Source organism: Bradyrhizobium sp., assembly GCF_035484855.1.
In the GTDB taxonomy this organism is placed as follows: Bacteria; Pseudomonadota; Alphaproteobacteria; order Rhizobiales; family Xanthobacteraceae; genus Bradyrhizobium.
In genome coordinates, this window is the sequence record NZ_DATHOP010000095.1 from 18,936 (window position 1) to 38,762 (window position 19,827).

The 19,827-nt window shown below is 64.0% G+C and carries 19 protein-coding genes; 11 read left to right on the forward strand and 8 right to left on the reverse strand.

Annotation, left to right across the window (positions count from 1 at the left end; all coding sequences use genetic code 11):
* Positions 1-42: 42 nt before the first annotated feature.
* Positions 43-792: a M15 family metallopeptidase gene (locus VK804_RS10785; protein ID WP_325370877.1), complete on the reverse strand. Its 750-nt coding sequence runs from the start codon at positions 790-792 to the stop codon at positions 43-45.
* Positions 793-1,091: 299 nt separating this feature from the next.
* Here VK804_RS10785 and VK804_RS10790 point away from each other — a divergent pair, with 299 nt between their 5' ends.
* The 3 genes from VK804_RS10790 (at position 1,092) to plsY (ending at position 4,048) form a co-directional block, all read left to right on the forward strand.
* On the forward strand, positions 1,092-2,045 hold the full coding sequence (locus tag VK804_RS10790; RefSeq protein ID WP_325370792.1) for an aspartate carbamoyltransferase catalytic subunit: 954 nt from the start codon (positions 1,092-1,094) through the stop codon (positions 2,043-2,045).
* A 6-nt stretch (positions 2,046-2,051) separates the two neighbouring features.
* Positions 2,052-3,353 carry a dihydroorotase gene (locus VK804_RS10795; RefSeq protein ID WP_325370793.1) on the forward strand — a complete coding sequence of 434 codons (1,302 nt, stop codon included), beginning with the start codon at positions 2,052-2,054 and terminating at the stop codon, positions 3,351-3,353.
* A 101-nt stretch (positions 3,354-3,454) separates the two neighbouring features.
* Positions 3,455-4,048, forward strand: coding sequence for a glycerol-3-phosphate 1-O-acyltransferase PlsY (plsY, locus tag VK804_RS10800; protein ID WP_325370794.1), 594 nt, complete (start codon positions 3,455-3,457; stop codon positions 4,046-4,048).
* 116 nt (positions 4,049-4,164) lie between these two features.
* Here the strand turns inward: plsY and VK804_RS10805 are convergent, their stop codons facing one another.
* Positions 4,165-5,406 (reverse strand): amidase, encoded by a 1,242-nt coding sequence (locus VK804_RS10805; RefSeq protein ID WP_325370795.1) that lies wholly within the window; start codon positions 5,404-5,406, stop codon positions 4,165-4,167.
* A gap of 148 nt (positions 5,407-5,554) precedes the next feature.
* Here VK804_RS10805 and dprA point away from each other — a divergent pair, with 148 nt between their 5' ends.
* Positions 5,555-6,670: a DNA-processing protein DprA gene (gene dprA / locus VK804_RS10810; protein WP_325370796.1), complete on the forward strand. Its 1,116-nt coding sequence runs from the start codon at positions 5,555-5,557 to the stop codon at positions 6,668-6,670.
* 10 nt (positions 6,671-6,680) lie between these two features.
* Here the strand turns inward: dprA and VK804_RS10815 are convergent, their stop codons facing one another.
* Complete coding sequence (locus VK804_RS10815) at positions 6,681-7,082, reverse strand: helix-turn-helix domain-containing protein (RefSeq protein ID WP_325370797.1); 402 nt, start codon at positions 7,080-7,082, stop codon at positions 6,681-6,683.
* Between the two features lie 96 nt (positions 7,083-7,178).
* Between VK804_RS10815 and VK804_RS10820 the strand changes: the two genes are divergently transcribed.
* Entirely contained in the window at positions 7,179-7,769 is a 591-nt protein-coding gene (locus VK804_RS10820; protein WP_325370798.1) for an FMN-dependent NADH-azoreductase, read from the forward strand.
* Positions 7,770-7,840: 71 nt separating this feature from the next.
* Here VK804_RS10820 and VK804_RS10825 read toward each other — a convergent pair whose 3' ends face one another.
* Together VK804_RS10825 and VK804_RS10830 are read right to left on the reverse strand one after the other, a co-directional pair.
* Entirely contained in the window at positions 7,841-8,005 is a 165-nt protein-coding gene (locus VK804_RS10825) for a hypothetical protein (protein ID WP_325370799.1), read from the reverse strand.
* A 365-nt stretch (positions 8,006-8,370) separates the two neighbouring features.
* Positions 8,371-8,613 carry a hypothetical protein gene (locus tag VK804_RS10830; protein ID WP_325370800.1) on the reverse strand — a complete coding sequence of 81 codons (243 nt, stop codon included), beginning with the start codon at positions 8,611-8,613 and terminating at the stop codon, positions 8,371-8,373.
* Positions 8,614-8,839: 226 nt separating this feature from the next.
* On the opposite strand from VK804_RS10830, the gene topA reads away from it, so the two are divergent.
* The 4 genes from topA to VK804_RS10850 are packed head-to-tail and all read left to right on the forward strand — an operon-like array spanning position 8,840 to position 15,128.
* Positions 8,840-11,596 (forward strand): type I DNA topoisomerase, encoded by a 2,757-nt coding sequence (gene topA / locus VK804_RS10835; protein WP_325370801.1) that lies wholly within the window; start codon positions 8,840-8,842, stop codon positions 11,594-11,596.
* A 1-nt stretch (position 11,597) separates the two neighbouring features.
* Positions 11,598-13,919 (forward strand): ribonuclease R, encoded by a 2,322-nt coding sequence (gene rnr / locus VK804_RS10840; RefSeq protein ID WP_325370802.1) that lies wholly within the window; start codon positions 11,598-11,600, stop codon positions 13,917-13,919.
* Positions 13,907-14,347, forward strand: coding sequence for a DUF983 domain-containing protein (locus VK804_RS10845; RefSeq protein ID WP_325370803.1), 441 nt, complete (start codon positions 13,907-13,909; stop codon positions 14,345-14,347). Before rnr ends, VK804_RS10845 begins: the two co-directional genes overlap by 13 nt.
* Positions 14,348-14,378: 31 nt before the next feature.
* Positions 14,379-15,128, forward strand: a complete 750-nt coding sequence (locus tag VK804_RS10850) for an NUDIX hydrolase (protein WP_325370804.1) — start codon at positions 14,379-14,381, stop codon at positions 15,126-15,128.
* Between the two features lie 12 nt (positions 15,129-15,140).
* Here the strand turns inward: VK804_RS10850 and VK804_RS10855 are convergent, their stop codons facing one another.
* Entirely contained in the window at positions 15,141-15,491 is a 351-nt protein-coding gene (locus VK804_RS10855) for a hypothetical protein (protein ID WP_325370805.1), read from the reverse strand.
* Between the two features lie 337 nt (positions 15,492-15,828).
* On the opposite strand from VK804_RS10855, the gene VK804_RS10860 reads away from it, so the two are divergent.
* Positions 15,829-17,154: an LLM class flavin-dependent oxidoreductase gene (locus VK804_RS10860; protein ID WP_325370806.1), complete on the forward strand. Its 1,326-nt coding sequence runs from the start codon at positions 15,829-15,831 to the stop codon at positions 17,152-17,154.
* Here VK804_RS10860 and VK804_RS10865 read toward each other — a convergent pair.
* Positions 17,151-17,903 (reverse strand): alpha/beta fold hydrolase, encoded by a 753-nt coding sequence (locus VK804_RS10865; RefSeq protein ID WP_325370807.1) that lies wholly within the window; start codon positions 17,901-17,903, stop codon positions 17,151-17,153. The genes VK804_RS10860 and VK804_RS10865 overlap by 4 nt on opposite strands.
* Positions 17,904-18,180: 277 nt before the next feature.
* On the opposite strand from VK804_RS10865, the gene rpmG reads away from it, so the two are divergent.
* Positions 18,181-18,348, forward strand: a complete 168-nt coding sequence (gene rpmG, locus VK804_RS10870) for a 50S ribosomal protein L33 (RefSeq protein WP_045008041.1) — start codon at positions 18,181-18,183, stop codon at positions 18,346-18,348.
* A gap of 204 nt (positions 18,349-18,552) precedes the next feature.
* Here rpmG and VK804_RS10875 read toward each other — a convergent pair whose 3' ends face one another.
* The gene (locus VK804_RS10875) at positions 18,553-19,785 is read right to left on the reverse strand and encodes an MFS transporter (RefSeq protein ID WP_325370808.1); all 1,233 of its coding nucleotides are present in this window, start codon (positions 19,783-19,785) and stop codon (positions 18,553-18,555) included.
* Positions 19,786-19,827: the final 42 nt, after the last annotated feature.

The following is a 19,827-nucleotide window of genomic DNA, read 5'->3' on the forward strand; positions in this document are numbered from 1 at the left end:
TCCTCGCGGTCGAACGATATCGGATCAAGCGCTCGGGCAGACTCAGCGGTGCTGCGCCGTGATCGGAAAATCATACGCCGGCCCACCTGTGCCCGGCAGCGAAAAATGCCACCACTCCTTGGCATAATTGACAAAGCCTTGCTTCGCCATCGCGCCAACCAGCAGGTCGCGCCAGCGGCGCTGCTCAGGGGTAATCGACCTGGCAGCGGTATGCGCCTTGAGATCGGAACAGTCATAGCCGGTGCCCATGTCGACGCTGGCTTCCGGCGCGCGGGCGGGTGCCGGCGCGATGCAGTCCGCATAGGACTTGTTAGCGTCGAAGACTCCGGAATTGTCGGCCTTCAGATCAACCAGCGTGAGGTCGACTGCGGAGCCTGTGGAATGGCCGGAGTGCTCGGCGATATAACCGAGGCGGAACAGGTCCCTCTTGGAGAATGCCGGATTGTAACGCCGCTCGACCGCCGTCTCCTTCCCGTTTTGCGCCCACAGCACCATATCGTGCACCGCGCGCGCCGGGCGGTAGCAATCCAGCATTTTCAACGACAGTTTTTGCGGCGCGAGTTCCTGCTGGACGCGCTTCAGCGCCAGCCCAACCTCCCGCTTCACCACGCATTCGCCCGCCCCGTAGCCGGCGAGCGGCCGACCCATGAAATTGTTGATCCCGGCGTAGCGGATGTCCTGGAGGATCGTCGGATCGATGTCGCGCAGCAAGACAAAACTGCCGGGCAGGCTCTGCGCGGAAGCCGGACTTGCGAAGAACAGAGCCACGAGCGCGATCACAATTGGTTTCACGAAAATAGCATCCTCAATCGTCACGGCCGGACTTCCACCTTCGCCAACCGCCTTCGTCCGAAGGCGGACTTCTGCGGTAAAGAGGCTTCGGCGGACCGGCACCGAAAACCCGGCGAAGCCTTGGTGCAGACGGGTGTTCCGGCCATCGACGTCTTTTTTACGGTTAACAAGAAAATGAAGACGTGGATGCCCGGCACAAGGGCCGGGCATGACGAGGAGGGAACAGACCGGGGGATAACTCGCGCAGCCTCTATTCGCCCTTGCCCCGCGCGCCAACCCTGCCTATAGCTCTGGCTTTAATGACCCCTGCATCGAAATCGACCTATGTCTTCGGTCACCGGCACCTGCTGGGAATCGAGGGGCTTTCGGCTGCCGATATCACCGGCCTGCTCGACCTCTCCGAGGAATATGTCGAGCTCAACCGCCAGATCGACAAGAAGCGCACCTCGCTTCGCGGCCGCACCCAGGTCAATCTGTTCTTCGAGGCGTCCACCCGCACCCAGTCCTCCTTCGAGATCGCCGGCAAGCGGTTAGGCGCCGACGTCATGAACATGTCGGTGTCCTCCTCCTCGATGCGCAAGGGCGAGACCCTGATAGACACCGCCGTGACGCTGAACGCCATGCATCCGGACATCCTGGTGGTGCGCCACCACGCCTCCGGCGCGGTGGAACTGCTGGCGCGCAAGGTCGACGGTTCCGTGATCAATGCCGGCGACGGCGCCCATGAACATCCGACGCAGGCGCTGCTCGATGCCCTGACCATCCGCCGCAACAAGGGCCGGCTCGAGGGGCTCACGATTGCGATCTGCGGCGATGTCATGCATTCCCGCGTCGCGCGCTCCAATATCCTGCTGCTCAACACCATGGGCGCCCGCGTCCGCGTGGTCGCGCCATCGACCCTGTTGCCGCGCGGCATCGAGCGGATGGGCGTCGAAGTCGCCCGCGACATGCGCGAGGGCCTCGACGGCGCCGATATCGTGATGATGCTGCGGCTGCAGCGCGAGCGCATGAACGGCTCGTTCGTGCCCTCGACCCAGGAGTACTTTCACTATTTCGGGCTCGACCAGAAAAAACTCGCTTACGCAAAACCCGGCGCGCTGGTGATGCATCCGGGGCCGATGAACCGCGGCGTCGAGATCGACTCCATCGTCGCCGACGGCGCGCAATCGCTGATCCGCGAGCAGGTCGAAATGGGCGTGGCGGTGCGGATGGCGGTGCTGGAAGCGCTCGCCCGCAACCTGCCGAACGCGTAAAGCGCGATGCTGACCGACCGCCGCCCGATCCTGCTCGCCAACGCCCGGCTGATCGACCCGTCGCGCGATTTCGACGGTCCCGGCGACGTGCTGATCGCCGACGGCGTGATCCGTGAGTCGCGCCGCGGCATCGGTGCGGCCGGCGTGCCCGAGGGCACCGACATCGTCAATTGCGCCGGCAAGGTCGTGGCCCCCGGGCTGATCGACATGCGCGCCTTCGTCGGCGAGCCCGGCGCCAGCCACCGCGAGACCTTTGCCTCCGCGAGCCAGGCCGCCGCCACCGGCGGCATCACCACCATCATCTGCCAGCCCGACACCTCGCCCGTGATCGACAATTCGGCGACGGTGGATTTTGTCCTGCGCCGTGCCCGCGACACCGCGATCGTCAACATTCATCCGATGGCGGCGCTCACAAAGGGTATGCGCGGCGAGGAGATGACCGAGATCGGGCTGTTGAAGGCGGCCGGCGCGGTCGCCTTCACCGACGGCGACCGAAGCGTCACCAACGCCCAGGTGATGCGCCGCGCGCTGACCTATGCGCGGGATTTCGATGCGCTGATCGTGCATCACACCGAAGACCCCGACCTCGTCGGCGAAGGCGTCATGAACGAGGGCGAATTCGCCGCGCGCCTTGGCCTGGTCGGCATCCCCAACGCGGCGGAAGCCGTGATCCTGGAGCGCGACATGCGCCTGGTGGCGCTGACCGGCGGGCGTTATCACGCGGCTTCGCTCAGTTGCAACGAATCGCTGGAAATCCTCAAACGCGCCCGCGACGCCGGGCTCGCGGTCTCGGCCTCGGTCTCGATCAACCATGTCACGCTGAACGAGAACGACATCGGCCCCTACCGGACATTTTTGAAACTGTCGCCGCCGCTGCGCACCGAGGACGACCGGCTGGCGCTGGTGGCAGCGGTTGCCTCCGGCTTGATCGACGTCATCATGTCCGACCACAATCCGCAGGACGTCGAAGTCAAGCGGCTGCCGTTTGCGGAAGCAGCCGCAGGCGCGGTCGGCCTGCAGACCATGCTGCCGGCGGGCTTGCGTCTGGTCCACAGCGGCGACATCGATTTCAAGACGCTGATCCGCGCAATGTCGACGCGTCCGGCTGAGCTTCTGGGCCTGCCCGGCGGCACATTGCGCGCGGGCGCGCCGGCCGACCTCATCGTGATCGACGCCGATACGCCCTGGATTCTCGATCCGGCCGATCTGAAATCGCAATGCAAGAACACGCCATTCGACGAAGCCCGCTTCTCCGGCCGAGTGGTACGCACTATTGTCGGCGGACGCACGGTCTATGAGCATGTCTAAAGCGTTTTCAAGCGAAGTGGGCACCGGTTCGCGTCAAGAAAACGCGTCAAAAAGAGGCTCTAATACGCGAAGGATTTGTCGCGACGACAGGAGACACGGCGATGTCGGCTGACGCATTCCTGCCGGTGGCGTTCATCATTGGCTATCTCTTCGGCTCGATCCCGTTCGGGCTGATCCTGACGAGACTCGCCGGCACGCAGGATCTGCGCTCGATCGGCTCCGGCAATATCGGGGCCACCAACGTGCTACGCACCGGCCGCAAGGGCCTTGCGGCGGCCACTCTTATTCTCGACGCGCTGAAGGGCACGGCGGCGGTGATCATTGCCGGTTATTGCGCAGGCCCCAATGCCGCGATGCTGTCGGCGCTCGGGGCCTTTCTCGGCCATCTATTTCCGGTGTGGCTGAAATTTCGCGGCGGCAAGGGCGTCGCGGTCTATATCGGCGTGCTGATCGGCCTGTTCTGGCCGGCCGCCGTCGTGTTCTGCGTCTTGTGGCTCGCGATTGCCTTCACCACGCGCTACTCCTCGCTGGCGGCACTGGTGGCAAGCTTCGTCACGCCGATCTTTTTGTGGTGGTTCGGCCACCCCGCGCTGGCTTCGCTGTTCGTCGTGCTCACGCTGCTGTTGTTCTACAAGCACCGCGAGAACATTGAGCGGTTGCAGGCGGGAACGGAAGGCAAGATCGGGGCGAAGTGACGGCGTCCGCATTCCCTCGTCATGCCCGGCCTTGTGCCGGGCATCCACGTCTTTCTTGCGCGAACGGAAGCAAGACGTGGATGGCCGGGACGAGCCCGGCCATGACGATTAATTCCTCATCCCCGCGCCAGCACCTTCTCGACAAAACGCGCCGCGTTCAGCGCCCCCGCATCATCGCCAAATCGCGCGATCACCTGCACGCCGACCGGCAATCCGCCGTCGGCGACGTCAGCTGATACGTTGACGCAAGGCACACCCATCAGCGTCCACAGCTTGTTGAATTTTGTGTCGCCGGTCGAAGCCAGTCCCTTTGGCGCAGCGCCCGGGGCCGAGAAGGTGAGCAGCACGTCAACGTCATTAAAGACCTCGAAGAGCGCGCGCCGCGCCCGGTTCGCGACGCCGCGCGCGGCGTCGTAGGCCGCCGGCGCGATGTCGCGGCTGTCATCGAGCCGTCCGCGCAGGAGCGGCGGCATCGCATCGTAGTTTTCGCGGTATTCCCAGGCGAAAGCCTGATGCGCCTCGAAATTCTGGATCGTCCCATGGATGCGCCACGCTTCGGCGACGATATCAGGCAATGCAAGCGTGCGGACCGAGGCTCCCGCGCGTTCGGCCGCAACACGAGCGATTCCTAGCGCCTGCTCGCTTGCCGCTTCCGGCGCGCCGGCAAAATCCTGCAGCACTACGCCGATGCGCGGCGTTCTCACCGCGGCATCCGGCAACAGTTCGGGCCGGTCGGTGATGGCAGCGAGGGCGCAGGCGAGATCCTCGACGCCGGCGGCAAACAGCCCGACCGTATCGAGCGTCCACGAAAAGCACTTCACGCCGACCCTCGGCAGCAGGTTGAACGACGGTTTTATCGCGGCGACACCGCAGAACGAGGCCGGCCGGATCACCGAGCCGCCGGTCTGGGTCCCGACCGCCAGCGGAATCATCCCGGCGGCCACGGCCGCCGCCGAGCCCGAGGACGATCCGCCGGGCGTATGGCCATGATTGTGCGGGTTGAGCGTTGGGGTCGGATCGTTCGCCGCGAACGCCGTGGTCGTGGTCTTGCCGATGACGGTGGCGCCGGCCTGCTTCAGCAGCATCACCACGGACGCGTCCGCGCGCGGCCGCCAGCCGCGGTAGATCGCCGAACCCATCTCGGTCGGCATATCCGATGTATCGATAATGTCCTTGATGCCGACCGCGACGCCGCGCAGCGGACCGGAAGCCGCCGCGCGCGGCTCCCCGGCGCGGCAGACGAAGGCGCCGATGGTCCCTTCGTGGGCGTCGATCGCCGCGACAGACTGGGCGATGGCGGCCTCGGCCGAAAGCTCGCCGGAATGGATGCGGCGCTGGAGATCGGCGAGCGAGATCATGGAGGCGTTCCCTTGCGAAAGACCGGATCGCTTTTAGGGACCGGGCCGGGATGCGGCAAGCCGATGAACCGTCATTTGCGGTCTGCGCCGGCGATGGCACCCCCTTCCCCACATCCTCCAGTTGATCCAAACTGGGCGCGGGGGCCGCATGGACAACAAGACGCCGACCACGACACACCTGACCGACGCGCAGCGGATCGACTCGCTGCGGCTGATCCGGTCCGACAATGTCGGCCCGCGCACCTTCCGCTCCCTCGTCAATCATTTCGGCAGCGCCCGAACCGCGCTGCAGCGGCTGCCCGAGATGGCGCGGCGCGGCGGCGCGGATCGGCCGGGACGAATCCTGAGCGAGGAAGACGCGCGTACCGAGATTGCGGCGGGTGAACGCATCGGCGTTCATCTGGTCGCGCCGGGCGAGGACGGCTATCCGCCGCGGCTTGCGGAACTGGACGATGCACCGCCGCTGCTCGGCGTGCGCGGCGTTCGCGATGTCCTGATGCGGCCGATCATCGCGGTGGTCGGCTCGCGAAATGCCTCCGGCGCCGGGCTGAAATTCGCTGGTTCCCTTTCGCGCGATCTCGGGGAAGCCGGTTTTGTGATTGCCTCAGGGCTGGCGCGCGGCATCGATGCGGCGGCGCATCGCGCCACCATCCCAAGCGGCACGATAGCGGTGCTGGCGGGCGGGCACGATCGGGTCTATCCGCCGGAACACGAAGGCCTGCTGGCGGAACTGATCGCCGCAGGCGGCGCGGCGATCTCCGAAATGCCGCTCGGGCATTCGCCGCGCGCGCGGGATTTTCCACGCCGCAACCGGCTGATCTCGGGCGTAGCGCTCGGCGTGGTCGTGGTCGAGGCCGCGCATCGCTCGGGCTCGCTGATCACGGCACGGATCGCCGCCGAACAGGGCCGCGAAGTCTTTGCGGTCCCCGGCTCGCCGCTCGATCCGCGCGCCGCCGGCACCAACGACCTGATAAAACAGGGCGCGACGCTGACCACCGAAGCCTCCGACGTCATCGACGCCGTCGAGCCGATCATGGGCCGGCCGATCATGTTGCGCGAGGGCGACGATGAGCCGCTGGCCTCCGAACCCGATGCCGGCGATCGCGCCCGCATCGTCAATCTCTTGGGACCGACCCCGATCCTGCTTGACGATCTGATCCGGATGGCCGGAACCACGCCTGCGATCGCGCGCACGGTATTGCTCGAGCTGGAACTCGCAGGCAGGCTCGAGCGCCATGGCGGCGGGATGGTGTCGCTACTCTGAAAGCGACGCTTTACGCGGAATCATTGCGCCGGTCGAACCGCGCCCGCGCATCCTCGATCTCGGTCTGATGATCGTGCGCCCATTTGCCCAGCGCTTCCACGGGCTGCCACAGGCCGCGTCCGAGATCGGTCAGTTCGTAGTCGACCCGCGGCGGAATCGTCGGGAACACGGTTCGCGTCACCAGCCCATCGCGCTCCAGTCCGCGCAGCGTCAAGGTCAGCATCCGCTGCGAGATGCCGCCGACCATGCGCTTGATCTCGTTGAAGCGCCGCGGTCCCGCACCCAGCAGCATGATGATGAACACGCTCCATTTGTCGCCGACCCGCGCCAGGATCGAGGCGACGCCGCGGCAATCGCTGTTCTCGTGGGCGTAGGGCTCCAGGACAGTCACATCGGTGTGCTCAGGTTTCAACGGTGTGCTCGGGTTTCAAAAATGTGCGTTCTTGCGGGGTTTGCGGACGGTCACTCATATAGCCCCAGTTACAAACTTATACCAAGGGTGACCACCATGAAACTTCTGCATATCGACTCCAGCGTTCTCGGCCCCCACTCCGTCAGCCGCCAGGTTTCCGCCGCGATCGTCGATCGCCTGCGCCAAACCACCCCTCGCCTCGAGATCGTCTATCGCGACCTGACGTTGACGCCGCTGGCGCATCTGTCGGGTTCGCATCTCGCCGCCGCCCAGGGGGCGGCACCCGAAGCCGCCCTCCAGCCGGACCTCGCCGCCGGCAAAGCCGTCCTGGACGAATTTTTGGCCGCCGACATCGTGGTGCTCGGCGCACCCATGTACAATTTTACCATACCGAGCCAGCTCAAGGCCTGGATCGACCGCATCGTGGTGGCGGGCAAGACATTTAAATACGGCGCGCAAGGCGCCGAGGGCCTGGCCGGCAACAAACGCGTGATTATCGCAGTCTCGCGCGGCGGATTTTATGGCGCCGGCACGCCGGCGGCGGTCGGCGAACACCTGGAGACGTATCTGCGCTGGGTGTTCGGCTTCATCGGAATCACAAATCCCGAATTCATTTCCGCCGACGGAATCCAGGTCGGACCGGAACATCGCGAGAGGGCGCTGGCGACCAACCTTCACGCCGCATGAGATGATATCAAGACGCCGCCTGCCTTCGTGCAATCACGGCGGCGGGCGCGCGTCATCGATATCAAAGCTAGCTAGTACCAGACGCCCTGAACGCCCATGAGAATTGCGACCAGGGAAATCAACAGGCCGATGCCGGAAAACAAGGCGACTGAAACAAGATCGTTGCGTTCGGTTTTCTTCTCGGATGAAGCGCTCGTGGCGGCAATCGGTGCAGCAACGTGAATGGCCGTCGGCATGTCAGGCTCTCCAATCAATGAGTTCTAAAATCCCAACCCATCGGATTGTCCTGGCAGTGCCGACGAAGGTTCAATGTATCAACTGAGTTCCATTAGATCATATTCGCGATACATGTGAGATGTTTCACAGATCGCGCAGATCGAATCTGATAGTCGCCATGCAGCTTTCTCGACCGCGGCCGATCGGTGCACGCCCGCGGGACAAGATTTTCACGCCTGATATTCGGCGCATCGTCGGACGCGAAGTTTTGAACCGTGTTTGCGGATTCCACGGCGTCGCCAGGCTGGTTGCGCAAGCTCTAAGCCGGTAAACGATTACGTGCGGGAATGCGAAGACGCGTCCCGCCGCGTGATCATCTCAGCCCTCACGACAAATTGCGTTTGCTGCGGAGCCTGACGCGTTCCTCCGCTTCCAACTGCGCCATCGAGAGCAGGAAGCCGAGCATGGCAAGTTCGTGCCGCCGCGCCAGCCCGACCAGGCTCGCGACGGTTTCCGCAATGAAGGCCGCGGCCTCGTCCGGTCCGCCCTCCCCGTCAAGTTCCTCAGTTCGCGAACGCCGACCCCTGCCCTGATCGGCCCGCGTTCGCCGGCCCGGTTTCTTGGTCAAACGGCTTGCATCCAGATCCGCCAATCTCCGACGGATAGCCTTTTTGGCGGCGCAACTCTAGGAGGTATTTCACAACTTTTCAGATAGGATACACCGGCCATCCGACCCTCCTTCAACATCTGTCGATTTGACAGGGGCGTTCCCACCACCCATGTTCGCTTGCGAAACGGCCGACGCGAATCTCGCGGAACCGGCCTTTATTTTCCCCGTAAGCCATTGGAATGACATGAATATCGTCATTGTCGAGTCGCCGGCGAAGGCCAAGACGATCAACAAATATCTGGGAGCCTCCTACGAGGTTCTGGCCTCCTTCGGCCATGTCCGGGACCTCCCGGCCAAGAACGGGTCGGTCGATCCGGAGGCCAATTTCCAGATGATCTGGGAGGTCGATCCGAAGGCCGCCGGCCGGCTCAACGATATCGCCCGCGCCATCAAGGGCGCCGACCGCTTGATTCTCGCCACCGACCCCGACCGCGAGGGCGAAGCGATCTCCTGGCACGTGCTGGAAGTGCTGAAGGAAAAGCGCGCGCTGAAGGATCAGAAGATCGAGCGCGTGGTGTTCAACGCCATCACCAAGCAGGCGGTCACCGACGCGATGAAGCATCCGCGCCAGATCGACGGCGCGCTGGTGGACGCCTATATGGCGCGCCGGGCGCTCGACTATCTGGTCGGGTTTACGCTTTCGCCGGTGCTGTGGCGCAAATTGCCGGGCGCGCGCTCGGCCGGCCGCGTGCAGTCGGTGGCGCTGCGGCTGGTCTGCGACCGCGAACTCGAAATCGAAAAGTTCGTGCCGCGCGAATATTGGTCGCTGGTCGCGACCCTATTGACGCCGCGCGGCGAAGCCTTCGAGGCGCGGCTGGTCGGCGCCGACGGCAAGAAGATTCAACGGCTCGACATCGGCTCGGGCGCCGAGGCCGAGGACTTCAAGAAGGCGATCGAGGCGGCCAATTTCACGGTCACGACCGTCGAAGCGAAGCCGGCGCGGCGCAATCCGCAAGCCCCCTTCACCACCTCGACGCTGCAGCAGGAAGCCAGCCGCAAACTGGGGTTCGCGCCGGCCCACACCATGCGGATCGCGCAGCGGCTCTATGAAGGCATCGATATCGGCGGCGAGACCACCGGTCTCATTACCTATATGCGAACCGACGGCGTACAGATCGACAGTTCGGCGATCGTTCAGGCGCGCAAGGTGATCGGCGAGGATTACGGCAACGCCTATGTGCCGGATGCGCCACGGCAGTATCAGACCAAGGCCAAGAACGCGCAGGAAGCCCATGAGGCGATCCGTCCGACGGATTTGTCGCGACGGCCGGCCGACATGCGCCGCCGGCTCGATACCGATCAGGCGAGACTCTACGAGCTGATCTGGATCCGCACCATTGCAAGCCAGATGGAATCGGCCGAACTGGAACGCACCACGGTCGATATCGCGGCGAAGGCCGGCTCCCGCGTGCTGGAACTCCGCGCCACCGGGCAGGTGATAAAGTTCGACGGCTTTCTCGCGCTCTATCAGGAAGGCCGCGACGACGACGGCGACGACGAGGATTCGCGCCGCCTTCCCGCCATGAGCGAGGGTGAGGCGCTGAAACGGCAAGCCCTAGCCGTCACCCAGCATTTTACCGAGCCGCCGCCGCGATTCTCCGAGGCCTCGCTGGTCAAGCGGATGGAAGAGCTCGGCATCGGCCGACCCTCGACCTACGCCTCGATCCTGCAGGTCCTGAAGGACCGCGGCTATGTCCGGCTCGAGAAGAAGCGCCTGCATGGCGAGGACAAGGGCCGCGTCGTGGTCGCGTTCCTGGAAAACTTCTTCGCCCGCTATGTCGAATATGATTTCACCGCCGACCTCGAGGAGCAGCTCGACCGCATCTCCAACAACGAGATTTCCTGGCAGCAGGTGCTCAGAGATTTCTGGGGCGATTTCATCGGCGCCGTCAACGAGATCAAGGATCTGCGCGTCACCGAAGTGCTGGACGCGCTCGACAACATGCTGGGGCCGCACATCTATGCGCCGCGCGAGGATGGCGGCGATGTCCGGCAGTGCCCGACCTGCGGCACCGGCAGGCTCAATCTGAAGGCCGGAAAATTCGGCGCCTTCGTCGGCTGCTCCAATTACCCGGAGTGCCGCTACACCCGTCCGCTCGCGGCCGACAGCGAGGCCAGCGCCGACCGCATCCTCGGCAAGGACCCGGAGACCGACCGCGACATCATCGTCAAGGCCGGCCGCTTCGGGCCATACATCCAGCTCGGCGAGCAGAAGGATTATGCGGAGGGCGAAAAGCCGAAGCGCGCCGGCATTCCCAAAAACACCTCGCCTTCCGACATCGAGCTCGATCTCGCGTTGAAACTGCTGTCGCTGCCGCGCGAAATCGGCAAGCACCCCGAGACCGGCGAGCCGATCACCGCAGGATTAGGCCGCTTCGGTCCGTTCGTGAAGCACGAGAAGACCTATGCGAGCCTGGAGGCCGGCGACGAGGTATTCGACATCGGGCTCAATCGCGCCGTGACCCTGATTGCAGAGAAGATCGCAAAAGGCCCGAGCGGCCGGCGCTTCGGCGCCGATCCCGGCAAACCGCTCGGCGACCATCCGACCCTTGGCGGGGTCGCGGTCAAGAATGGACGCTACGGCGCCTATGTGACATCGGGCGGCGTCAATGCCACGATCCCGAGCGACAAGACGCCGGATACCATCACGTTACCGGAAGCCATTGCCCTGATCGACGAACGCGTGGCGAAGGGCGGCGGCAAGCCAAAGCGTGGCGGCGCCAGGGCCAAGGCGGCAAAACCCGCCAAGGTTGAAGCCGGTGCGGCGGCTTCAAAGCCGGTGAAGAAAGCCGTCGCGAAGAAGTCGGTGACCAAGCCGAAATCCGACGCCGTCAGCAAGGCGCGCGGATCGGTTGTGTCGCCGGCTAAACCATCGGCTGTGAAGGCACCTCCGGCCGCCAAAGCAGCGGCGAAAAAGAGCGCCGGCAAGGCGCGGGGATAAAGTGGCGAAAAACCGCGAGCTTGGCTTTCCGGCCCGGGACGCCATCGTCGCCTACATCCGCGCGCATCCGGGCGAGACCGGCACACGCGAGATCGCGCGCGAATTCGGCCTCAAGAATGCCGACCGTGCTGAGCTGAAGCGAATCCTGCGCGAACTCGCCGACGACGGCACCATCAAGAAGAGCGGCAAGAAGATCAGCGAACCCGCAGCCCTGCCGGCAACCCTGATGGCCGACATCTCGGGACGCGACAGCGATGGCGAACTGATCGCGGTTCCCGCCGAATGGGACGAGGTGGAAAGCGGCGAGCCCCCGAAAATTCGCATCCATATTCCCCGCAGGCCGCAGCCGGGCACGGCGGCCGGCGTCGGCGACCGCGCGCTGCTGCGGATCGAGAAGCTGGAGGACAGCGCGGGCGCGGTCTATCGCGGGCGCGTCATCAAGGTCATCGATCACGCCAAGACCCGCGTGCTCGGCATCTTCCGCGCCCTTCCTGAGGGTGGCGGGCGCCTGGTCCCGGTCGACAAGAAGCAGGCCGGCCGCGAATTGAACATCGCCAAAGCCGATACCGGCGGCGCCGTGGACGGCGATCTCGTCAGCGTCGACCTCCTGCGCTCGCGCGGCTACGGGCTTGCCTCCGGCAAGGTCAAGGAGCGGCTGGGTTCGCTCGCGACCGAAAAAGCGGTCAGCCTGATCGCGATCCATGCCCACGAAATTCCGCAAGCCTTTTCCCCCGCCGCGCTGCGCGAGGCGGAGGAGGCAAAGCCCGCAACGCTGAAGGGCCGCGAGGACTGGCGCGAATTGCCGCTGGTCACCATCGATCCCCCCGACGCCAAGGACCATGACGACGCCGTTTACGCCGAACCTGATCCTAATCCCAACAACAAGGGCGGCTACATCGTGACCGTCGCGATCGCCGATGTCGCGTTCTATGTCCGGCCGGGCTCGGCGCTCGATCGTGACGCGCTGACCCGCGGCAATTCGGTGTATTTTCCGGATCGCGTGGTGCCCATGCTGCCCGAGCGCATCTCCAACGATCTCTGCTCGCTGGTGCCGGGACAGCCGCGCGGCGCACTCGCCGTGCGGATGGTGATCGGCAATGATGGCCGCAAGCGTTCGCACAGCTTTCATCGCATCCTGATGCGCTCGGCGGCGAAACTGAATTACGCGCAGGCGCAAGCCGCGATCGACGGCCGACCAGATGATGTCACGGGGCCCCTGCTCGATCCGATCCTGAAACCGCTCTATGACGCCTATGCGATCGTCAAACGCGCGCGCGACGAGCGCGATCCGCTCGATCTCGACATTCCCGAGCGCAAGATCCTCCTGAAACCCGACGGCACGGTCGACCGCGTCATCGTGCCTGAGCGGCTGGATGCGCACAAACTGATCGAAGAATTCATGATCCTGGCCAATGTCGCGGCCGCCGAAATGCTTGAAAAGAAGGCGCTGCCGCTTATTTACCGGGTGCACGATGAACCGACGCTGGAGAAGGTTCACGCCTTGCAGGAATTCCTGAAGACGCTCGACATGCCCTTTGCGAAAAGCGGCGCGCTCCGGCCTGCGCTGTTCAATCGCGTGCTGGCGCAGGTCAAGGGACACGATTCCGAACCGCTGGTGAATGAAGTGGTGTTGCGCAGCCAGGCCCAGGCAGAATACGCCGCCGAGAATTATGGCCATTTCGGCCTGAACCTGCGGCGTTACGCTCATTTCACTTCGCCCATCAGGCGATACGCGGACCTGATCGTGCACCGCGCGTTGATCCGCGGCCTTGGGCTCGGCGAAGGCGCGCTGCCGGAGACGGAAACGGTGGAAACGCTGAGCGAAATCGCGGCGCAGATTTCGCTGACCGAGCGCCGCGCCATGAAGGCGGAGCGCGAGACCGCTGACCGGCTGATCGCGCATTTCCTCGCCGACCGCATCGGCGCGACCTTTCAGGGCCGCATCTCCGGCGTCACCCGCGCCGGCCTGTTCGTCAAGCTCGCCGACACCGGCGCCGACGGCCTGATCCCGATCCGCACGCTGGGTAGCGAATATTTCAACTATGACGAGACGCGCCATGCGCTGGTCGGCTCGCGCAGCGGTGCCATGCACCGGCTGGGGGACGTGGTCGATGTCCGTCTGGTAGAAGCTGCCCCCGTGGCCGGTGCATTGCGGTTCGAACTGCTGTCGGAGGGCAGCGTGCCCTCGCGCGGGCGCAGGCGTCCAGATGTTGCCAGGGCGCAGCCGAAGGCCCATCCCGGCCGGAGCCCGAGCAAGAAGGATCGCCGGCCGGGCAAAAGCAAGCCCGGCAAGTCGAAGAAAGGCAAATCATGGAAACCTTGAGCGCACGTCCGACCGTCTGGACTCGGGAAACCGGTGTGATCGAGAAGCGCGACGTCTGGACCGCGTTGAAGCGCGGCTTTCGTGGCCGCTGCCCGCGCTGCGGCGAGGGAAAGCTGTTCCGCGCCTTCCTGAAAGTCGACAACAATTGCAGCGTCTGCGGGCTCGACTTCACGCCGCACCGCGCCGACGATCTGCCGGCCTACCTCGTCATCGTCATCGTCGGCCACCTCGTGGTGCCCCTGGCGCTCCTGATCGAGACCAATTATTCGCCGCCGGTAGCGCTGCAATTGGAGATCTATTTGCCGATGACGCTGATTTTATCGCTTGTGCTCTTGCAACCGGTGAAGGGCGCCGTGGTCGGCATCCAGTGGGCGCTGCGCATGCACGGCTTTGACGAGAATGCTACCGATGATATTCCACCGGTCTGATTGAACGAGAACAAGAACAAGTGGGGATGGAATGACTGACGCCGCCAATGCCTCGACCGAAGCCAAGAAGGAAGAAAAAGAGGCCGATCATCATCCCTATCGCCGTCCGGTCGACGCCGCCACGTTGATCCTGGTCGACCGCACCGCCTCCATTCCAAAGGTTCTGGTCGGCAAGCGCCACGACAAGGTGGTGTTCATGCCCGGCAAATTCGTCTTTCCCGGCGGCCGGGTCGACAAATCAGACAACCGCGTCCCCGTCGCGGCGCCGATTCCGCAGGCGCTGGAAGGAAACCTCCTGAAGGGCAGCCCGAAGATTTCGGCCTCGCGCGCGAAATCGCTGGCGGTTGCCGCGATCCGCGAGGCCTGCGAGGAAACCGGCCTCTGCCTCGGGCGCAAGAGCAGTGGGGCCACCCCGAAGCTGGAAGGCGCCTGGAAACCGTTCACCGAGGCCGGGCTTTTGCCCGATCCGTCCGGGTTGTTCCTGATCGCACGCGCCATCACCCCGCCCGGCCGCGTCCGCCGCTTCGATACGCGCTTCTTCACGGCCGACGCCTCCGCGATCACCCATCGCGTCGAGGGCGTGATCCATCCCGATGCCGAACTGATCGAACTGGTCTGGGTCGAGATCGGCTCAAAGCCGCTGGCTGATCTGCATCCCATGACCAAGAATGTCCTGGGTGAACTGGAGCGACGCCTCGCCACCGGCCCACTCAAGCACGACGCGCCGGTGCCGTTTTTCCATTTTTACGGCGGCAAGATGCAGAAGGATGTGCTGGCGTAAGGTGCGTTTTGACTAGAACGGGTTTCGAGCACCGGGGTTATATGCGTCGATGGCTTCTTGCATTTTTTCGTGAGCTCTTCGCTTTTGAGCATCCGTGGGCTTTTTCGTTTCTTTTCCGTCGATTTGTCCTGGGTAACCAGTGTTTCTCCTGACCAAAATCACAGTGATATCTGGTTTCCCAGCTGCCTTCTCTTCGTCTGCGATTAAATCCAAAACCTGTTTACTGGGTCCACGTGGGCCAGTTTGCGTTCTAGCGCCAAACTCACCGTAGTAGATTTTCTTAATAGGCTTGGCTTTGATTGCGTCGAGCAAACCGGCGTGGATAATACCTTTCTTATCGAGATGCCTGATTTTCTTGATCATAGTGCCCTCCTTACAAGCGATCGGCATCGTCCCCGAACCTCATCCTGAGGAGCATCGCGAAGCGATGCGTCTCGAAGGATGGCCGCGGGCGACGGTCGTCCAAGCCGCCATCCTTCGAGACGCAAGCCTTCGCCCTAAGGGGCGATGGCTTGCTCCTCAGGATGAGGTCAGAGTGCCTGGAAGCGACCGGTTTCATGGAATCGGTTGTCTAGTCAGAATTCAATGCATTTTTCTCGATGGAGACCAAAAAACAGAATAATTATTCGTAAACTGAGCGATGGCACAAGTGCACTCTGTGCCTATGTGTTTTCGACAACATCACCGCGGAAACGAATTCATGGCAAAGCGTCAACTCAGGCTCGGCGCCTTCATGCGGCCGGTCTCTATCCACACCGGCGCCTGGCGTTATCCCGGCGCCTGGCCGGACGCCAATTTCAATTTTGGCCATATCAAGCAGCTGATCCAAAAACTGGAGGCGGGAAAATTCGACGCCTTCTTCATGGCCGACCATCTGGCCGTGCTCAACATGCCGGTCAACGCCTTGAAACGCAGCCACACCGTGACTTCGTTCGAGCCGTTCACGCTGTTGTCGGCGCTGGCGGGCGCGACCGAACACATCGGCCTGATCGCGACCGGCTCGACCACGTTCGACGCGCCCTATCATGTCGCCCGCCGCTTTGCTTCGCTCGACCATATCAGCGGCGGCCGTGCCGGGTGGAACATCGTCACCACCTCAAACCCGGACGCGGCGCTGAATTTCGGCATGGACGATCACATGGAGCATGCCGAGCGCTACAGGCGCGCGCGCGAGTTCTATGACGTCGTCACCGGCCTGTGGGATTCCTTTGCTGACGACGCGTTTGTGCGGGACGTCGAAGCCGGGCTTTATTTCGATCCCGCCAAGATGCATGTGCTCGACCACAAGGGCAAATATCTGAAGGTGCGCGGCCCGCTCAACATCGCCCGCCCGGTGCAGGGCTGGCCCGTTATCGTCCAGGCCGGCGCGTCCGACGACGGCCGGCAGCTCGCGGCGGAGACGGCGGAGGCCGTGTTCACCGGCGGCGGACCTCTTGCCGACGGCCAAAAATTCTATGCGGACATCAAGGACCGGATGGAAAAGGTCGGCCGCAACCCCGAGCATCTGAAAATCCTGCCCGGCGCCTTCGTCGTGGTCGGCGACAGCGTCGAGGAGGCCAAGGAAAAGCGCGCGCTGCTCGACAGCCGCGTGCATTACGACAGCGCGATCGCTTCGCTCTCGGTGCAGCTCGGCACCGACGCCTCCAGCTTTGATCCCGACGGACAATTGCCGCCGATCCCGGAAACCAATGCGAGCAAGAGCGGCCGCCAGCGCCTGGTCGATGCCGCCGCGCGCGACAAGCTGACGGTGCGTCAGCTGGCGCAGCGCGTCGGCGGCTATGGCGGGCTGTCGTTCGTCGGCACGGCCTCAACCATCGCCGACCAGATGGAGGAATGGCTGACCAGCCGCGGCTGCGACGGTTTTAATATCATGTTCCCGTTCCTGCCCGCGGGCCTCGACGATTTCGTCGACAAGGTCGTGCCTGAGCTGCAGAAGCGCGAAATCTTCCGCCGGGAGTACGAGGGCAAGACCTTGCGCGAGAACCTCGGCCTGCCGCGGCCGAAGAACCGCTTCTTCGAAGCCTAGGCCGGACGGTGCGCCCGCAGGAAGGAACGGATCTGTCGCACCACCAGCGGGATCCGTTCCTTGGGCTCCTTCCACGGGAACAGGCTGACTTCCGCGTTCGGCGCGAGCATCGCCGTTTCCATCGCGACCGCGTAGGGATGCGCGGGAACATCGTCGGGCAGGATCAGGACCGGCGTCTGGCAGTTGCGCACGAAGTCGCGCGTCACCGTGAAGACGAAATCGGGGTTGGTGCGATACATCCGGGTCAGGAATTTCTCGGCCATCTCCATCGTGAGGTCGGGCCGGCGTTTGACGAGGTCCGGCGCCCATCCCTTCATGTTGTTGTCGTAGAACAGGTCGCGCATCTCCGGACGCGACCCGCTCGGCTGCGCCAGCACCGCCGCGACGATGCGATTCTGCGCCCGCCGCAGCAGGTTCCAGATCAGGGGTCCGCCGATGCAGAATCCCATGACCATGAACTTGTCGATGCCGAGATGGTCCATCAGGCTGAGCTGGTCATCGGTGTGCGAATCCCAGGGACGATCGAGCTCGAGCGGGCCTGTGGACTGGCCGGGGTTGGCGTTGCGCAGGTCGAAGGCGATGCAGCGGTACTCGTTCTTGAACTCCTCGAACGCCTTGAAGGGCGGATAGGTGCCGGTGATGCCCGCGATCGTCGAATTCAGTCCCCCGCCCGCGATCAGCAGCAACGGGAAGCCGGAACCGGCCTCTTCAAAATGGATTTTGACCGCGCTCTTTTCGTAAAAGCCCATGACGTCTCTCCCTTGCCCGTTTTTGTAGCGCAAACAGCGGCACGCCCGCACTTGCCGCCGCAGCGTGATTGCCAAACGCTCTAACACGGGTTCCGTCGACGCTGAAGGCCGGCCGGCGCAAGGCTGAAAACCACCTTGTTTTCAGCCTCAATCCTCGGAAATCGCGCGGTTATTTGAACTCAAAACCTTGACTTTGGACTGTCAGAGGCTAGGTTGCGCGGCAAATGCAGGCCGGTCCGGCCGGCGCCCAATTTTCCCGGATTTTTGAGGTCCTCACATGGCCAAAGCGGTCACCATCAAGGTCAAGCTCGTTTCCTCGGCGGACACCGGCTTCTATTACGTCGCCAAGAAGAATTCGCGCACCATGACCGACAAGCTGGTCAAGAAGAAGTACGATCCGGTCGCGCGCAAGCACGTCGAATTCCGCGAATCCAAGATCAAGTAAAATCGCGGACGTTACTGACTTGAACGGGGCCTTTACGGCCCCGTTTTCATTTGCGCCGATACCGTGTCCCGGACGCGGCGCAGCGTTCTTCACGACGCGCCGCAGAACCGGGACCCATCGACGCAGCATTGGACCCCGGATCAGCAGCGCACCACGCCGCAAGTGCGGCGCGCTGCGCCGCATCCGGGGAACGCAGGCGACGTCTCAGGCGGTCTTCAGCATCGGCGGCGCCGACGGTTTTATGAGCGCGAACGCGACCTGGATGATGCCGGCCGCGAGCCCCAGCGAGACCCCGATCCGCCAGGCCAGATCGTAGGAACCGAGCGCGTCGTAGATCAGGCCTCCTCCGTATGCGCCTATAAAGCTGCCGAGCTGGTGGCTGATGAAGGCGAGCCCCTGGATCATCGCCTGCCATTGCAGCCCGAACAGTTCGGCGACCGCGCCCGCCACGAGCGGGCCGACGCCGAGCCAAAGGAAGCCCATCATCGCGCCGAACAACAGCGTGGTTTCCGGCGTCGGCGGCAGCATGAAGTACCAGGCCAGCGCCAGCGAGCGGAACACGTAGATGCCGCCGAGCAGCGCCAGCTTGTTCCAGCGCTGGCCGGCCCAGCCGAAGAACAGGCTGCCGAGCACGTTGAAGCCGCCGATCACGCCGAGCGTCTGCGCGCTCAGCATCGGGTCCATGCCGCAGATGGCGAGATAGGACGGCAGATGCGTGGTGATGAAGACAAGCTGCATGCCGCAGACGAAATAGGCGCAGGTCATCACCACGAAGGAGGCGTTGCCGAAGGCGATTTTGGCGGCCACGGCGGCCGACGTATCGGCGATCTGGTCGGGCGCGCGCGGCGGCAACGGCACCCTGTCGACCCGGCCCGCGAACCAGGCCGCCGGCAATAGCGCCACCGACAGCACGACGAAGCCTGCGAGGCCGGTCCGCCAGCCGAAATCCTGATTGAGCACCTGCCCGATCGGCGCCGACAACAGCGCCCCAAGTGAACCCGCCGCCGAGACGATGCCGAGCACCGTGCTGCGCACGCCGGCAGGCACCGCGCGCGCCGCAACCGACATCGCGATCGCTGCCGCCGTGCAGGCCAGCGACATCCCGATCAACACCCCGGCGCCCAGCATGACGCCGAGAAGACCCTGCGCGCCGGCCATCATGACCAGGCCCGCGATGTAGAGTAGCGCGCCCACCATCATGATAGGGCGAAAGCCGTAGCGGACCGTCAGCGCACCGGCGAACGGTTGCAGGAAACCCCAGGCGAGATTTTGCACGGCAATCGCCAGGGTGAAATCGGAGACCGAGATCCCGACGTCGTGGGTCAGGGGTTGCAGGAAGATGCCGAGGCTCTGGCGCAGGCCCATGCTCAGGGACAGCATCAGCGAGGCGCCGATCAGGATCGGAAGCGCGGGACGAAGCGTTCGCAGCAGGGTCATTTTTTGTTCTCCGTTGCCAAGGCTGGCTCGAAAGCCTTAGGC

What these genes read in the sequence shown, in the direction of transcription:
- VK804_RS10790 (WP_325370792.1), top strand. Translation starts at nt 1,092, where the DNA reads ATGACCCCTGCATCGAAATCGACCTATGTCTTCGGTCACCGGCACCTG.
- VK804_RS10795 (WP_325370793.1), top strand. Translation starts at nt 2,052, where the DNA reads ATGCTGACCGACCGCCGCCCGATCCTGCTCGCCAACGCCCGGCTGATC.
- plsY (WP_325370794.1), top strand. Translation starts at nt 3,455, where the DNA reads ATGTCGGCTGACGCATTCCTGCCGGTGGCGTTCATCATTGGCTATCTC.
- VK804_RS10805 (WP_325370795.1), bottom strand. Translation starts at nt 5,406, where the DNA reads ATGATCTCGCTCGCCGATCTCCAGCGCCGCATCCATTCCGGCGAGCTT.
- dprA (WP_325370796.1), top strand. Translation starts at nt 5,555, where the DNA reads ATGGACAACAAGACGCCGACCACGACACACCTGACCGACGCGCAGCGG.
- VK804_RS10820 (WP_325370798.1), top strand. Translation starts at nt 7,179, where the DNA reads ATGAAACTTCTGCATATCGACTCCAGCGTTCTCGGCCCCCACTCCGTC.
- VK804_RS10825 (WP_325370799.1), bottom strand. Translation starts at nt 8,005, where the DNA reads ATGCCGACGGCCATTCACGTTGCTGCACCGATTGCCGCCACGAGCGCT.
- topA (WP_325370801.1), top strand. Translation starts at nt 8,840, where the DNA reads ATGAATATCGTCATTGTCGAGTCGCCGGCGAAGGCCAAGACGATCAAC.
- VK804_RS10845 (WP_325370803.1), top strand. Translation starts at nt 13,907, where the DNA reads ATGGAAACCTTGAGCGCACGTCCGACCGTCTGGACTCGGGAAACCGGT.
- VK804_RS10850 (WP_325370804.1), top strand. Translation starts at nt 14,379, where the DNA reads ATGACTGACGCCGCCAATGCCTCGACCGAAGCCAAGAAGGAAGAAAAA.
- VK804_RS10855 (WP_325370805.1), bottom strand. Translation starts at nt 15,491, where the DNA reads ATGATCAAGAAAATCAGGCATCTCGATAAGAAAGGTATTATCCACGCC.
- VK804_RS10860 (WP_325370806.1), top strand. Translation starts at nt 15,829, where the DNA reads ATGGCAAAGCGTCAACTCAGGCTCGGCGCCTTCATGCGGCCGGTCTCT.
- VK804_RS10865 (WP_325370807.1), bottom strand. Translation starts at nt 17,903, where the DNA reads ATGGGCTTTTACGAAAAGAGCGCGGTCAAAATCCATTTTGAAGAGGCC.
- rpmG (WP_045008041.1), top strand. Translation starts at nt 18,181, where the DNA reads ATGGCCAAAGCGGTCACCATCAAGGTCAAGCTCGTTTCCTCGGCGGAC.
- VK804_RS10875 (WP_325370808.1), bottom strand. Translation starts at nt 19,785, where the DNA reads ATGACCCTGCTGCGAACGCTTCGTCCCGCGCTTCCGATCCTGATCGGC.